This window comes from Streptomyces fodineus (assembly GCF_001735805.1).
Classification (GTDB): domain Bacteria; phylum Actinomycetota; class Actinomycetes; order Streptomycetales; family Streptomycetaceae; genus Streptomyces; species Streptomyces fodineus.
Genome location: NZ_CP017248.1, coordinates 6843200 through 6856707, shown reverse-complemented (window position 1 = coordinate 6856707; position 13508 = coordinate 6843200). Strand labels below are relative to the sequence as shown.

General features: G+C 71.8%; 13 protein-coding genes. 9 read left to right on the top strand and 4 right to left on the bottom strand.

Features of this window, described 5'->3' with window-relative positions; all coding sequences use genetic code 11:
• The first annotated feature begins 74 nt into the window (after positions 1-74).
• The 7 genes from BFF78_RS29410 to BFF78_RS29380 all read left to right on the top strand — a co-directional run bounded on the left by BFF78_RS29410 (position 75) and on the right by BFF78_RS29380 (position 7152).
• On the top strand, positions 75-1286 hold the full coding sequence (locus BFF78_RS29410; RefSeq protein ID WP_069781164.1) for a prenyltransferase/squalene oxidase repeat-containing protein: 1212 nt from the start codon (positions 75-77) through the stop codon (positions 1284-1286).
• On the top strand, positions 1283-1933 hold the full coding sequence (locus BFF78_RS29405; RefSeq protein ID WP_069781163.1) for an SCO2322 family protein: 651 nt from the start codon (positions 1283-1285) through the stop codon (positions 1931-1933). The genes BFF78_RS29410 and BFF78_RS29405 overlap by 4 nt, the downstream gene beginning before the upstream one ends.
• Positions 1920-3041: a CbiQ family ECF transporter T component gene (locus BFF78_RS29400; RefSeq protein ID WP_069783887.1), complete on the top strand. Its 1122-nt coding sequence runs from the start codon at positions 1920-1922 to the stop codon at positions 3039-3041. Before BFF78_RS29405 ends, BFF78_RS29400 begins: the two co-directional genes overlap by 14 nt.
• A complete protein-coding gene (locus tag BFF78_RS29395) occupies positions 3038-4765 on the top strand; it encodes an ABC transporter ATP-binding protein (RefSeq protein ID WP_069781162.1) in 1728 nt (575 codons plus the stop codon). The genes BFF78_RS29400 and BFF78_RS29395 overlap by 4 nt, the downstream gene beginning before the upstream one ends.
• Complete coding sequence (locus tag BFF78_RS29390) at positions 4762-5640, top strand: ECF transporter S component (protein ID WP_069781161.1); 879 nt, start codon at positions 4762-4764, stop codon at positions 5638-5640. The genes BFF78_RS29395 and BFF78_RS29390 overlap by 4 nt, the downstream gene beginning before the upstream one ends.
• Before the next feature lie 286 nt (positions 5641-5926).
• Positions 5927-6340: an aggregation-promoting factor C-terminal-like domain-containing protein gene (locus tag BFF78_RS29385; protein ID WP_069781160.1), complete on the top strand. Its 414-nt coding sequence runs from the start codon at positions 5927-5929 to the stop codon at positions 6338-6340.
• Between the two features lie 113 nt (positions 6341-6453).
• Complete coding sequence (locus BFF78_RS29380; protein WP_069783886.1) at positions 6454-7152, top strand: YoaK family protein; 699 nt, start codon at positions 6454-6456, stop codon at positions 7150-7152.
• An 84-nt stretch (positions 7153-7236) separates the two neighbouring features.
• Here BFF78_RS29380 and BFF78_RS29375 read toward each other — a convergent pair whose 3' ends face one another.
• Positions 7237-8472 (bottom strand): cytochrome P450, encoded by a 1236-nt coding sequence (locus BFF78_RS29375; protein ID WP_069781159.1) that lies wholly within the window; start codon positions 8470-8472, stop codon positions 7237-7239.
• Positions 8473-8717: 245 nt separating this feature from the next.
• On the opposite strand from BFF78_RS29375, the gene BFF78_RS29370 reads away from it, so the two are divergent.
• Positions 8718-9887: a steroid 3-ketoacyl-CoA thiolase gene (locus BFF78_RS29370; protein WP_069781158.1), complete on the top strand. Its 1170-nt coding sequence runs from the start codon at positions 8718-8720 to the stop codon at positions 9885-9887.
• Here the strand turns inward: BFF78_RS29370 and BFF78_RS29365 are convergent.
• Together BFF78_RS29365 and BFF78_RS29360 are read right to left on the bottom strand one after the other, a co-directional pair.
• Positions 9871-10131: a DUF397 domain-containing protein gene (locus BFF78_RS29365; protein WP_069781157.1), complete on the bottom strand. Its 261-nt coding sequence runs from the start codon at positions 10129-10131 to the stop codon at positions 9871-9873. The genes BFF78_RS29370 and BFF78_RS29365 overlap by 17 nt on opposite strands.
• On the bottom strand, positions 10112-10942 hold the full coding sequence (locus BFF78_RS29360; protein ID WP_069781156.1) for a helix-turn-helix domain-containing protein: 831 nt from the start codon (positions 10940-10942) through the stop codon (positions 10112-10114). The genes BFF78_RS29365 and BFF78_RS29360 overlap by 20 nt, the downstream gene beginning before the upstream one ends.
• 108 nt (positions 10943-11050) lie before the next feature.
• On the opposite strand from BFF78_RS29360, the gene BFF78_RS29355 reads away from it, so the two are divergent.
• A complete protein-coding gene (locus BFF78_RS29355; protein WP_069783885.1) occupies positions 11051-11413 on the top strand; it encodes an ATP-binding protein in 363 nt (120 codons plus the stop codon).
• Here the strand turns inward: BFF78_RS29355 and BFF78_RS29350 are convergent.
• Entirely contained in the window at positions 11363-13426 is a 2064-nt protein-coding gene (locus BFF78_RS29350; RefSeq protein ID WP_069781155.1) for a bifunctional glycosyltransferase 87/phosphatase PAP2 family protein, read from the bottom strand. The two genes, BFF78_RS29355 and BFF78_RS29350, sit on opposite strands and share 51 nt — an antisense overlap.
• Positions 13427-13508: the final 82 nt, after the last annotated feature.

Genomic DNA, 13508 nt, shown 5'->3' with positions numbered 1-13508 from the left:
GGTTTACGGAGCCGAGCCGCCCGGGGTGTCTCCCGTGCGCTGCCGGTTCCCCGCAGGAGAGGCAGTCGCCGACCATGAACGTCCGCCGCAGTGCCGTGGTACTCGCCACCATAGGCGTGCTGGCCGCCGCCGCGCCCGCCACGGCCGCCGGTCCGTCCCCGTCGCCGAAGGCCGCGATCCCGTCCGGGCTGTACGGCACGTCCGACCCGGCCTACGACGGCGTGTGGCGCCAGTCCCTGACCCTGGTCGCCCAGCGGACCCTCGGCTACCGCCCGGCCGCGCAGGCCGTGGACTGGCTGGCGGGCCAGCAGTGCGCGAACGGCGCCTTCGCCGCGTTCCGCGCCGCCCCGGCCAAGGCCTGTGACGGCAAGGTCATGGTGGACACCAACAGCACCGCCGCCGCGGTCCAGGCCCTGAGGGCCACCGGCGGGCACGACGACGCAGTCGGCAAGGCGGTGACCTGGCTGAAGTCCGTGCAGAACAAGGACGGCGGCTGGGGCTACTCGCCGGGCGGGGCCAGCGACACCAACTCCACGTCCGTCGTCATCGGCGCGCTGTCCGCCGTCGGCACGGACCCGGCGTCTATCCACAAGTCGGGCAAGTCCCCTTACGATCTGCTCGCCGCCATGTCCCTGCCCTGCGACCAGGACGGCGGCGGCGCGCTCGCCTACCAGCCGGACAAGAAGGGCAAACTGGCGGCCAACGCGGACGCCAGCGCGGCCGGGGTGCTCGGCGCGCTCGGCAAGGGGTTCGTCGCCGAGGCCGGCAAGGCGCCCGCGAAGGACGCGTGCACGAAGGCGGACCGTCCCGCCCCGGCACAGCTGGCGGACAATGCCGGGGCGTACCTGGCGGCGGCCGTCGCCAAGTCCGGCCACCTTCAGTCCGCTCTGCCCGGCGCCAAGGACCAGCCGGACTACGGCAACACGGCGGACACGGTCGTCGCGCTCGCCGCGGACGGCCGGACCGAGCAGGCGAAGAAGGCGTACGACTGGCTGGAGAAGAACGCCGGAAACTGGGCGGCGCAGAGTGGTCCGGCGGCCTACGCCCAGCTGATCCTCGCCGCGCACGCGGTCGGCGCGCAGCCGGGTGACTTCGGCGGCACCAGCCTGGTCCGGTCCCTCAACGAGCTCGGCCCCCTCCCGCAGATGGCGGCGACCGGGTACCAGCAGCAGGCCAAGTCCGACGGCGGCTCCGGCTTCGGCGCCTGGTGGTTCGTCGGCGTCTGCCTGGTCGCGGGCATCGGCATCGGCTTCCTGCTCAGCGGCCGGAAGAAGCGGCAGCCGTGACGGCCGTCCGCCGCGCCGCGAGCCTGCTCGTGGCCGCGCTCGTCCTGTCGGCGGCCGGGACCGGCCAGGCGCAGGCCACCGGCTACCGCTACTGGTCCTTCTGGGAGCGGACGGGCGGTCACTGGACGTACGCCACGCAGGGCCCGTCGGTCGCCCGGCCCGACGACGGCGCGGTGGAGGGCTTCCGCTTCGCGGTGAGCGAGGACTCCGCGGACGCGAGCCGGCCGCGCGGCGCGGCGGACTTCGGCACGATCTGTGCGGGTACGCCCGCCAAGTCCGGTACGAAGCGGGTGGCCCTGGTCCTCGACTTCGGCAGCCCCGCGGACGCGCCGTCCGGCGAGCGGCCGCCGGCCGGCCGTACGGCGTGCGCGCGGGTCCCGGCGGACGCGACGACCGCCGACGCCCTCGCGGCCGTCGCCCCGCCCCTGCGCTACGACGGCAACGCCCTGTTGTGTGCGATCGCCGGGTATCCGAAGAAAGGGTGCGGGGAGCAGGTTTCGGCGTCTTCGGGCAAGAAGCCGGCACAAGAGAGCGGCAGTTCGGACGACGGGCCTTCGCTGGGTCTGCCCATCGGCGCGGGTGTGGTGGCCCTCCTGGCAGGCGCGGCGGTGTGGCAGGCGCGGCGGCGGCGCGATGTCTCCGGTTGAAGCACAGTCCCGCGCCCCTTCGGGGCGTTCCCGCCCCGCTGTTCACCCCGGTGCCTGGTGGCTCTGGGCGCTCTCCCTCGGTACCGCCGCCACCCGCACCACCAACCCCCTCCTCCTGGCCCTCCTCATATCCGCCTCCGCCTACGTCGTGGCCACGCACCGCACCAACACCCCCGCCTCCCACGCCTACCCGGCCTTCGCCAGACTCGCGCTGGCCGTCGTCCTGATCCGCCTCGTCTTCGCGGTGGCGCTGGGCTCCCCCATCCCCGGCACCCACGCCCTGCTCACCCTCCCGGAAGTCCCGCTCCCCCACTGGGCGCAGGGCATCCGCCTGGGCGGAAGGGTCACCGCCGAGGCACTCGTCTTCGCCGCCTACGACGGTCTGAAGCTCGCCACCCTCCTGATCTGCGTCGGCGCGGCGAACGCGCTCGCCGGACCCACCCGGCTGCTGAAATCCCTGCCCGGCGCGCTGTACGAGACCGGCGTCGCCGTCGTCGTCGCCCTCACCTTCGCGCCGCACCTCATCGCGGACGTCCGGCGGCTGCGCGCCGCCCGCCGGCTGCGGGGCCGCCCGGACCGGGGCCTGCGGGGTCTGCTCCAGGTCGGACTGCCGGTGCTGGAGGGCGCGTTGGAGCGCTCGGTCGCGCTCGCCGCCGCGATGGAGGCCCGCGGCTACGGCCGTACGGCCGAGGTCCCCGCCGCCGTCCGCCGTACGACGGCCGCGCTCACCCTCGGCGGGCTGCTCGGCGTGTGCGCGGGGACGTACGGGCTGCTCACGGCGGAGGGCGGCACCTACGGACTGCCGCTCCTCCTCGCCGGTGTCGCCGCGGCGCTCGCGGGGCTGCGGCTCGGCGGCCGGCGTTCCCTGCGCACCCGGTACCGCCCGGACCCCTGGGACGCCCGGGCCTGGCTGGTCGCGGGCTCCGGCGCCGCCGTCGCCGCGCTGCTCAGCCTGGCCTCCGCCCGCGACCCGGAAGCGCTGCACCCCGGGGTCGTACCGCTCGTCGCGCCCACCCTGCCCCTGTGGCCCGCGGCGGCGATCCTGCTCGCTCTCCTCCCCGCCTTCGTCGTACCCCAGGCCCCCAAGGCCCCCAAGGAGCCGTCGTGATCCGCTTCGAGGATGTCAGCGTGACGTACGACGGTGCGGCCGAACCCGCCGTGCAGGGCGTCGGCTTCGAGGTGCCCGAAGGCGAACTGGTGCTGCTCGTCGGCCCGTCCGGGGTCGGCAAGTCGACCGTGCTCGGCGCGGTGAGCGGGCTGGTGCCGCACTTCACCGGCGGCACCCTGCGCGGCCGGGTCACGGTGGCGGGCCGGGACACCCGTACCCACAAGCCGCGCGAGCTGGCGGACGTGGTCGGCACGGTCGGCCAGGATCCGCTCGCCCATTTCGTGACGGACACCGTGGAGGACGAACTGGCCTACGGCATGGAGTCGTTGGGCCTCGCCCCGGAGGTCATGCGGCGCCGGGTGGAGGAGACCCTGGACCTGCTGGGGCTCGCCGGACTGCGCGACCGCCCCATCGCCACCCTCTCCGGCGGCCAGCGACAGCGGGTCGCGATCGGCTCGGTCCTCACCCCGCACCCCCAGGTCCTGGTCCTCGACGAGCCGACCTCGGCCCTGGACCCCGCCGCGGCGGAAGAGGTGCTGGCGGTGCTCCAGCGCCTGGTACACGACCTCGGCACGACGATCCTGCTGGCCGAACACCGCCTGGAACGCGTCCTCCACTACGCCGACCGCGTCGTCCTGCTGCCCGCACCCGGGCAACCTCCGGTCGTGGGCTCCCCGTCCGAGGTGATGGCCGTCTCCCCCGTCTTCCCCCCGGTGGTGGACCTGGGACGGCTGGCCGGCTGGTCCCCGCTTCCCCTGACGGTCCGGGATGCCCGCCGCAGGGCCGGTGACTTGGGGGAGCGTCTGGGCGCGTCAGCACCGGCGGGCGCGTCGTGGCCGGTCGCGCAGCCCGCGCCCCTTCAGGGCGCTTGCGCAGCCGCGGGCAGCCGCACCGCCGAAAAGGCTCCCACCAGCACGGGGCGCCGCCTCCGGTTCCGTCGCCGTCCCACGTCCACCCCGCAAGCTCCGCAACCGCACATCGCCGAAATCCACGCCCTCTCCCTCCGCCGAGGCCCCGTCACCGCCCTGCGGCACATCGACCTGACCGTCACCCCGGGCGAGACCATCGCCCTCATGGGCCGCAACGGCGCCGGAAAGTCCACCCTGCTCAACTCGCTCGTAGGCCTGCTGCCCCCCACGACCGGAACCGTCACCGTGGCCGGTGCCACTCCCCACCGCACCTCCCCCCGCGACCTGGTCCGCCGCGTCGGCCTCGTCCCCCAGGACCCCCGGGACCTCCTCTATGCCGACACCGTCGCCGAGGAGTGCGCGGCGGCCGACCGGGACGCGGGAGCCGAGCCGGGCACCTGCCGGGCCCTCGTGTCGGAGCTGCTGCCGGGGATCACGGACGACATCCACCCCCGGGACCTGTCCGAGGGGCAGTGCCTGACGCTCGCGCTGGCCGTCGCGCTGACCGCCCGCCCGCCCCTGCTCCTGCTCGACGAGCCGACCCGCGGCCTGGACTACGCGGCCAAGGCCCGCCTGGGCGGAGTGCTGCGCGGGCTTGCCACCGAGGGGCACGCGATCGTCCTGGCCACGCACGACGTGGAGCTGGCGGCCGAGATCGCGCACCGGGTGGTCCTGCTCGCCGAGGGGGAGGTCATAGCCGACGGGCCGACGGCGCAGATCGTCGTCTCCTCGCCGTCCTTCGCGCCGCAGGTGACGAAGATCCTCGCCCCGCAGCAGTGGCTCACCGTCGCCGAAGTACGGCAGGCCCTCGCATGAGGGCCGCCCGTCTGCACGCCGTCCGTCTCGGCCCCCGCTCCCTCGCCGCCCTCGCGCTGGTCGGCGCGGTCGGTGTGGCCGCCTTCGGCTGGCCCTTCCTCGCGCCGCCCGCCTCGCAGCTGAGCGCCCACGCCCAGGACGCGCCCTGGCTCTTCGCGGGCCTGCTCATCCTCCTGGTCGCGGTCGTGGCGGCGACGATCTCCGAGTCGGATCTCGGGCCGAAGGCCGTGGCCATGCTGGGCGTGCTGGCCGCGACGGGGGCCGCGCTGCGGCCGATCGGCGCGGGTACGGCCGGGATCGAGCCGATGTTCTTCCTGATGGTGCTCAGCGGACGCGTGCTCGGCCCCGGCTTCGGCTTCGCCCTGGGCTCGGTGACGATGTTCGCGTCCGCGCTGCTCACGGGCGGGGTCGGGCCCTGGCTGCCGTTCCAGATGCTGGCGATGGGCTGGTTCACGATGGGCGCCGGGCTACTGCCGGGCCCGGTCCGGCTGCGGGGCCGTACGGAAGTCGCGCTCCTTGCGGCCTACGGTTTCCTCGCCGCCTTCGCCTACGGCACCGTCATGAATCTGGCCGGCTGGCCGTTCATGGGGGCCGCCGCCTCGAACATCTCCTTCGACGCCCATGCCTCCGTCCCCGCCAACCTGGCCCGTTTCGTCGCCTACTGCCTGGCCACCTCGCTCGGCTGGGACCTGGGCCGGGCCCTGTGCACGGTGCTGCTGACCCTCGTCCTCGGCCCGGCGGTGCTGCGCGCGCTGCGGCGGGCCACACGGCGGGCCGCCTTCGAGACCGCGGTCACATTCGACGCTCCAAAATGCACACAAAACGGATCCGGCACTTCGCACAGTGCGAGCGAGCCGGTGAAGCACCCCACATGACGCACGTCACCTACGATGCGGCGCCGTAGTAAGAAATGTCCGATATGCCCGTTCGGACACCCTATCTGACCTGCACTTTGCGGCGCACGTCACAGAGGCGGCGTATCCCATCGATCCGGCCACAACTAGTAAACGGGGTCATTGCGGACGTCTTTCCGGGCTGCTTCTCTGGACGACGTCGCCAGGCGCCACAAGCCCCCACAGGGCCGAGGCGCCGACGCATACGGCCACAGCGTGGTCCGTCCCCTGCGGGCGATGTCCTGTCCCCGAACGCAAGAGGTTCTCCGTGTCCGTTTCCTTCATCCGCCGCATCGCTTCCCCGAAGAAGGCCCTCACCGTCGCCGCCGTGGCCGCCGCCACCGCCGGCATGGCACTCACCGCGGCGCCCGCCCAGGCCGCCCCGGCCTCCGCCTCCTCCGCCCAGGCGATCGCCCACAAGATGATCCCGGACGCCGCGCAGTTCAACGCGTTCAGCAAGATCGTCTCGCGGGAGAGCGGATGGAACCCGGCGGCCACCAACAGCTCCTCCGGCGCCTACGGCCTGGTCCAGGCGCTGCCGGCCTCGAAGATGTCCTCCGCCGGTGCCGACTGGAAGACCAACCCGGCCACCCAGATCAAGTGGGGCCTGGACTACATGAACTCCCGCTACGGCAGCCCGGTCAAGGCCTGGAACTTCTGGCAGGCCAACGGCTGGTACTGAGCCGCACCCCGGCCTGACGGCCCCCTGTCACGCACCGCACCCCCGCCCTCCACGGGCGGGGGTGCGCGCGTATGTACGGACCCCGGTCCCGCACCCGTGGTGAAGTGGTCGTCATGACCACGGCACCGACACAGGAGCCCCCGGCGCCGGACCCGGAGGCGCGCGGGCTGCGGCTGGTCGTCGTGTTGCTGAGCCTCACCGTGGTGAGCGGGCTCATCGACGCCGTCAGTTATCTGGGGTTCGGCCGGGTCTTCACGGCCAATATGACCGGCAACGTGGTCGTCCTCGGTTTCGCGGCGGCCGGTGCGCCCGGCTTCTCCGTCCCGCACACGGCCACCTCGCTCGGGTGTTTCCTGCTGGGCGCGGTGACCGGCGGCCGGCTGGCGGCCCATGTCGGCAACGGCTCGCGCCGCCGCTGGACCCGCCTGACCCTGGCGGCGGAGGCGGCCCTGGTGGGACTGTCGGCGGCGGTCGCCTTCGCCTGGCCGCACGCCACCGGCACGATCTACGCCCTGATCGCCTTCACCGGGTACGCGATGGGCCTGCGCAACGCCACCGTCCGCAAGCTGGGCATCGCCGATCTCACCACCACCACGGTCCTGACCATGACCCTGACCGGCCTGGCCGCAGATTCCCGTCTCGGTGACGCCACCAGTCACCGCTCGCCGCGCCGCACGGCCGCGGTGATCGCCATGTTCGCCGGCGCCTGCCTGGGCGCCTGGCTGGTCCTCCACCACAGCCTGGGCATCCCGCTGCTGATCGCGGCCCTCACCTCCGGGGTGCTGGCGGTGGCTGCTTCGGGGCGCGAGTGAGCCCCACCGACCTCGGGGGAGGCAGGAACGGGGCGTTGGGGTAGGGGTGCTCCTGCCTCCCTCGGGGTGGGCCGGCCCGTCGGGTCAGCCGGTGGTGACCTGGAGTTCCTTGACCCCGTTGATCCAGGCCGAGCGCAGTCGCCGGGGTGGGTCGGCCAGGCGCAGGCCGGGCATCGACTCGGCGATCGCGTGGAAGATCAGGTCGATCTCCAGGATCGCCAGGGACTTGCCCAGGCAGTAGTGCGGGCCGCCGCCGCCGAAGCCCAGGTGGGGGTTGGGGTCGCGGGTGATGTCGAAGGCGTCGGGGTCGGTGAAGACCTCGGGGTCGTGGTTGGCGGAGGCGTAGAACAGCCCGACCCGGTCGCCCTTCCTGATCCGGGCCCCGCCCAGTTCGGTGTCCTGGGTGGCCGTCCGCTGAAAGGCGTTGACCGGGGTCGCCCAGCGCACGATCTCCTCGGCCGTCGTCCCCGGCCGCTCCCGCTTGAACAGCTCCCACTGCTCGGGGTGGGTCAGGAAGGCATGCATCCCGTGCGTGATGGCGTTGCGGGTCGTCTCGTTGCCGGCCACCGCCAGCATCAGCACGAAGAAGCCGAACTCGTCGGAGTTCAGGTTGCCCTCGTCCTCCGCCGCGACGAGGGTCGTGACGATGTCGTGGGCGGGGCACTTCTTCCGCTCGGCGGCCATGTTCATGGCGTAGGCGATGATCTCGGCGGCCGACTGGGCGCCGACCTCCTCGGTGATGGCGTACTCGGGATCGTCGTAGGCGATCATCTTGTTGGACCAGTCGAAGATCTTGGACCGGTCCTCCTGGGGTACGCCGATCAGCTCCGCGATGGCCTGCAGGGGCAGTTCGCAGGCGACCTCCGTGACGAAGTCGAAGGGCCCGGAGCGCGCGCGGGCACTCGCGACGATCGCCTCGGCGCGTGCGCGGAGCCGCTCCTCCAGGGCGCGGATGGAACGTGGCGTGAAGCCGCGCTGCACGATCTGCCGCACCCGCGTATGTTCCGGAGGATCCATGTTGAGCAGGATGAGGCGCTGGGCGTCGATCGCGTCGCGCTCGATGTGCTCGTTGAAACGGATGATCGCGGTGTTGACGGTGGAGGAGAAGAGTTCCGGGTGCGTGGAGACGTACCTGACGTCGGCGTGCCGGGTCACCGCCCAGTAGCCGTCGTCGGCGAAGCCCGCGAGGCCGTGCGGCTGCGGGATCCAGCGCACCGGCTCGGTGCGGCGCAGCTCGGCGAACTCGGGCAGGGGCACACGGTGGTGCAGCAGGTCCGGGTCGGTGAGGTCGAACCCGTCGGGCAGCGCGGGGCAGTGCATGGCGGCTCCCGTCGTCCGTTCTGCGTCCGTTCTGACGGCCCATCAGCGGGTGCCGTGAAGGTAGTAACGGGTTCTACAAGTGGCAAGGGGTACGGCAGCCCCAATCCGTGCGGAATTCGTGCAGATCGCAACTTCGGCACCTGCAAGCCCCTTGCGGTGATGGACATCACGTCAGCAGACTGCTGAACAGAACTAGAACGCGTACCAGTTCTGGAGGAGAGCCCTCTCGGAGAGGACCCGCACCCATGGCCGCCGAACCCGTGATCGTCGAAGCCGTCCGCACCCCGATCGGCAAGCGCGGCGGCGCGCTCGCCAACCTGCACCCCGCCTATCTCCTGGGCGAGACCTACCGTGAACTCCTCGGCCGCACCGGCATCCCCGCCGACGCCGTCGAGCAGAGCGTCGGCGGCACGGTCACCCACGCCGGCGAACAGTCCATGAACCCCGCGCGCACGGCCTGGCTGACCATGGGTCTGCCCTACGAGACGGCCGCCACGACCGTCGACTGCCAGTGCGGCTCCTCCCAGCAGGCCTCGCACATGGTGGCCAACATGGTCGCGGGCGGCGTGATCGACGTCGGGATCAGCTGCGGGGTCGAGGCGATGAGCAGGGTCCCGCTGGGTTCGGGCTCGAAGCACGGCCCCGGCAAGCCGTTCCCGGACGAGTGGAACGTCGACCTGCCGAACCAGTTCGAGGCGGCCGAACGGATCGCCCGGCACCGGGGGTTGAGCAGGAAGGACGTGGACAGGCTGGGCCTCATCTCCCAGGAGCGGGCGGCCCTCGCCTGGGCCGAGGAACGCTTCAAGCGGGAGACCTTCGCCGTGCAGGTGCCGACGACCGAGGAGGAGCAGTACGCCGGCCAGGGCATGTGGCGGCTCGTCGACAAGGACGAGGGCCTGCGGGACACGTCCATGGAGGCGCTGGCCCGCCTGAAGCCGGTGATGCCGACGGCCGTCCATACGGCGGGCAACTCGTCGCAGATCTCGGATGGGGCGGCGGCCATCATGTGGGCGTCCAAGCGGATGGCACGGGCCCTGAAGCTGAAGCCGAGGGCGCGGATCGTCGCTCAGGCCCTGGTCGGCGCCGACCCGCACTTCCACCTGGACGGCCCCATCGACGCGACGCGGGCGGTGCTGGGCAAGGCGGGGATGTCCCTGAAGGACATCGACCTCGTCGAGATCAACGAGGCGTTCGCGTCCGTGGTGTTGAGCTGGGCCCAGGTCTTCGAACAGGACCTGGACAAGGTCAACGTGAACGGCGGTGGGATTGCGCTGGGCCACCCGGTCGGCGCGACCGGCGCCCGCCTGATCACCACCGCCCTGCACGAACTGGAACGCGCGGACAAGGAGTTCGCGCTGATCACCATGTGCGCGGGCGGTGGGCTGGCCACGGGGACGATCATTCAGCGGTTGTAGCCGACGTCCAGCTCACGAAGGTGGTGAACGCGGCGGGGTCGATCATGAGGATCGGTCCCGCCGGGGTTTTGGAGTCGCGGATGGCGATGGTGGCGCAGGGGGTGTCGGCGACCTCGACGCATTCGCCGCCCTGGTCCCCGCTGTACGACGACTTTCGCCAGGCGAGGCCGCCAAGGGGCGCGCACTCAACGCACGAGCCGCCCTCGTCGCCGCTGTAGCTGGACTTACGCCAGTTGGTCTCCATAGCGGTCCTCCATCACTCGCCGGATCAGCTCCGCCGAGTCCCTGATGGAGAGTGCGGCGGCCTGAAGATGATCGTAACGGAGTGAGCACTTCTTGACGGTGGCTCGGTTGGCGGTTGGATGCCCACTGCCGCCGTAGCCCTCCGTATACACGATGGCCGGGTCGTACTCGAAGTGGTAGACGTCGAACGAGCCTTGCAGCCCCGCGTGCGCTCCGGCAGAGAACGGCAGGATCTGGACGTTGATCAGGGGGTCTTCCTCGAACCTCAGAAGGTGGGCGAGTTGCTCGCGCATGACCTCCTTACCGCCGATCTCCTGAAGCAGCGCGGCTTCGCTGAGGATTGCCCAGAAGGCCGGTGGCTCCTGCTTCTCGAAGACGTGCTGACGAGCCAGCCGCGCGGCGGCACGATCGTCGAGGTTGGACTGGTCCAGCACGCCGAGCACAGCACGCGCGTAGGCCGGGGTCTGCAACAGACCGTGGATCAGGTGCGTGTGGAAGGTGTTCATCTGGGTGGCCCGCGCTTCCAACTCCGCCACCTGTTGGAACCACGCCGGAAGTTGGCTTCGCATCACCAGCGGGTGGAGCCGCGTCAGTAACCCACCCGTACACAGCGCCGCGTCCGCCCGCTGGCTGAAGTCCAGCGTCGGCAGCTTCCGGGCCGTCTCCACCTGGCCGACCATCGACCCCGTGTAGTTGATGATGTCCCCGAGCTGCTTCTGCGTGAGTCCCGCCGCCTCCCGGAAGCGACGCAACTCGAAGCCGTAGTAGTCGAGCGGTGAGGCGCTCGGGTCGAGGGTGTTGATGTTCACCATGCCAAGTCCCCTCTCGGACCCGTTGTGTTCGTCCCGTAGCCCAGAGTAGTGATCCGAGGTCAACCTCGTCCTGTGAACCTCAACTTTCCCCACACTCCCCAGTACCGCATGAACCTCACCGTCGGAGAGCACTCGGTGCGCCACATCCGCCGTATCGTCCGCTCGCTGCTCCAGGAATGGCAGCTGACGGAGCTGACATTCGCCGTGGAGCTGGGCATGAGCGAGCTGGTCACCAACGTCGTACGGCACGTACCGGATCGCCGCTGCACCGTGCTGCTCGCGCGGCGGACGGCGGGCGTACGGGCCGAGGTGACGGACGGTTTCGGTCAACTTCCCGTAACCGGAAAGGGCTTGGAGCAGGAGTCGGAGGGCGGTCGCGGTCTCGTCCTGCTGGACGCCGTGGTCGACAAGTGGGGCGTGTCACCGGCCGGTGCCGGGAAGTCGGTCTGGTTCGAGTGCGGGGTCACCTGAGCGCGCCGAAACGAGCGTCGGCATCGCTTCCCTTTCCTCACGGGCTCGCGGGCCCTGGAACACGTACGACAGCCCGAACCCGGCGCTCACCACCACCGCTCCGCCCACCGCGTCCAGCACCCAGTGGTTGCCGGTGGCGATGATGGCGGAGACGGTGAAGAGGGGGTGCAGGAGGGCGAGGGCCTTCATCCACCACTTCGGGGCGATGACCGCGATGACCACTCCGCACCACAGGGCCCAGCCGAAGTGCAGCGACGGCATCGCCGCGTACTGGTTGGTGAGCGCGGTCAGGGTGCCGTAGTCCGGCTTGGAGAAGTCCTGGACGCCGTGGACGGTGTCGATGATCCCGAGCCCCGGCATCAGGCGCGGCGGGGCCAGCGGGAACAGCCAGAAGCCGATCAGGGCGAGGAAGGTGGCGAAGCCGAGGGAGGAGCGGGCCCAGCGGTAGTCGACCGGGCGGCGCCAGTAGAGGACGGCGAGGACCGTCAGGGGCACCACGAAGTGGAAGGACTCGTAGTAGAAGCCGAAGAAGTGCCGGAGCCAGCCGATCTTCGCCACCGCGTGGTTGGCCGAGCGCTCGATGTCGATGTGCAGGAACCGTTCGAGGTCGATGACGAGGTGGCCGTGGTGCTCGGCCGTCGCCCGGCCCCCGGTGTTGCTGCCGCCGGTCGCGGCGAGGCGGACCTGCTGGTAGGCGGCGTAGACGACGCGGATGAGCAGCAGTTCCAGCAGCAGGTTGGGGCGGGTGAGGGTCCGGCGGAGGTGGGGCAGGAGCGGTATGTGCCGGAAACGGGCCGGGACCTGCGGGGCGTGCTGCGTCGGGATCGGGGACTGGTAGTAGGGGGAGGTGCGGGAGAGGAAGGGGGTGGCCGTGGCGGCGGCCAGCGCCGCGAGGAGGACGAGGTTGTCGCGCAGCGGGTACATCGCCGCCACGTTCGGCAGCATCATCTTCGCCGGGAGGCTCGTCACCAGGACCATCGCGACCGGCCAGACGAACCGGTCGGAGGCCCGTCTGCCGACGCGGCCGACCAGCGCGAGCAGCACCCACAGCAGCTGGTGCTGCCAGGCGGTGGGAGACACGGCGACGACGGCACAGCCGGTGATGGCGACGGCGAGCAGCAGCTGGCCGTCGTGGGCGTAGTGGACCGCGCGGCGCAGGGCGAGGGCGGCGACGGCGCCGGCGAGCAGCAGGAAGAGGGCGATCTCCAGCGGGCCGGTCAGGCCGAGGCGCAGCAGGGCGCCGTGCAGGGACTGGTTGCCGAGGGCGTCGGCCTTGCCGCCGAGGCCCGTCCCGGCCATGTGGTGCACCCAGTAGGTGTACGAGTCGTGCGGCAGCGCGGCCCAGGCGAGCGCGGTGCAGGCGGCGAAGGCGCCGGCCGTGGCGGCGGCGGTCCGGCGGCGGCCGGTGAACCACAGCAGCGGGGTGAAGAGCAGCATGGTCGGCTGCAGAGCGGCGGCCAGGCCTATGCACAGCCCGCTGCGGCGTTCGCCGCGCACGGTGAAGCAGCCGAGCAGGACGAGCAGCACCGGGATGATGCTGGTCTGGCCGAGCCACAGGGCGTTGCGGACCGGCAGCGACAGCATGAGCAGGCTGATCGCGACCGGCGCGGCCAGCAGGGAGGTGCGGCGGCCGATCGGCTGGGGCAGCGCGCGGGCCGCCACCAGGCCGAGGGCGACGACCAGCAGCAGGGTGCCGAAGGTCCAGCCCCAGCCGAGGGCGGCCTGGGCGGAGCGGGTGAGGGGTTTGAGGACCAGGCCGCCGAAGGGGGTGCCGGTGAACCGGGTCGAGTCGTAGATCGAGCCGTTCACGTGCAGGACGCCGTGGGGGCCGACCCAGGTCTCCAGGTCGGTGAGCCGTTCGCCGCTCGGCGTGGTGAGGACGACGGTCAGCTGCCGTATGGCGAGGATCGCGGCGACCGCCCACAGGCCGAGCCGGGCCGCGCGCAGCCGTGCGCCTATGAGGCCGCTGTCGAGGGTGTCCGCTGGTCGCCCGCCGTGCTCCACGTTCGCCACGCCTCGTCGGCCTCCCGCCCCGTTTCGTCCCGGCGCCGTTCACGCCGGGTTCTTCCGCGAACCCTATGAGGGCTGCATCCCC

What these genes read in the sequence shown, in the direction of transcription:
- BFF78_RS29390 (WP_069781161.1), top strand. Translation starts at nt 4,762, where the DNA reads ATGAGGGCCGCCCGTCTGCACGCCGTCCGTCTCGGCCCCCGCTCCCTC.
- BFF78_RS29400 (WP_069783887.1), top strand. Translation starts at nt 1,920, where the DNA reads ATGTCTCCGGTTGAAGCACAGTCCCGCGCCCCTTCGGGGCGTTCCCGC.
- BFF78_RS29365 (WP_069781157.1), bottom strand. Translation starts at nt 10,131, where the DNA reads ATGGAGACCAACTGGCGTAAGTCCAGCTACAGCGGCGACGAGGGCGGC.
- BFF78_RS29355 (WP_069783885.1), top strand. Translation starts at nt 11,051, where the DNA reads ATGAACCTCACCGTCGGAGAGCACTCGGTGCGCCACATCCGCCGTATC.
- BFF78_RS29360 (WP_069781156.1), bottom strand. Translation starts at nt 10,942, where the DNA reads ATGGTGAACATCAACACCCTCGACCCGAGCGCCTCACCGCTCGACTAC.
- BFF78_RS29380 (WP_069783886.1), top strand. Translation starts at nt 6,454, where the DNA reads ATGACCACGGCACCGACACAGGAGCCCCCGGCGCCGGACCCGGAGGCG.
- BFF78_RS29370 (WP_069781158.1), top strand. Translation starts at nt 8,718, where the DNA reads ATGGCCGCCGAACCCGTGATCGTCGAAGCCGTCCGCACCCCGATCGGC.
- BFF78_RS29375 (WP_069781159.1), bottom strand. Translation starts at nt 8,472, where the DNA reads ATGCACTGCCCCGCGCTGCCCGACGGGTTCGACCTCACCGACCCGGAC.
- BFF78_RS29410 (WP_069781164.1), top strand. Translation starts at nt 75, where the DNA reads ATGAACGTCCGCCGCAGTGCCGTGGTACTCGCCACCATAGGCGTGCTG.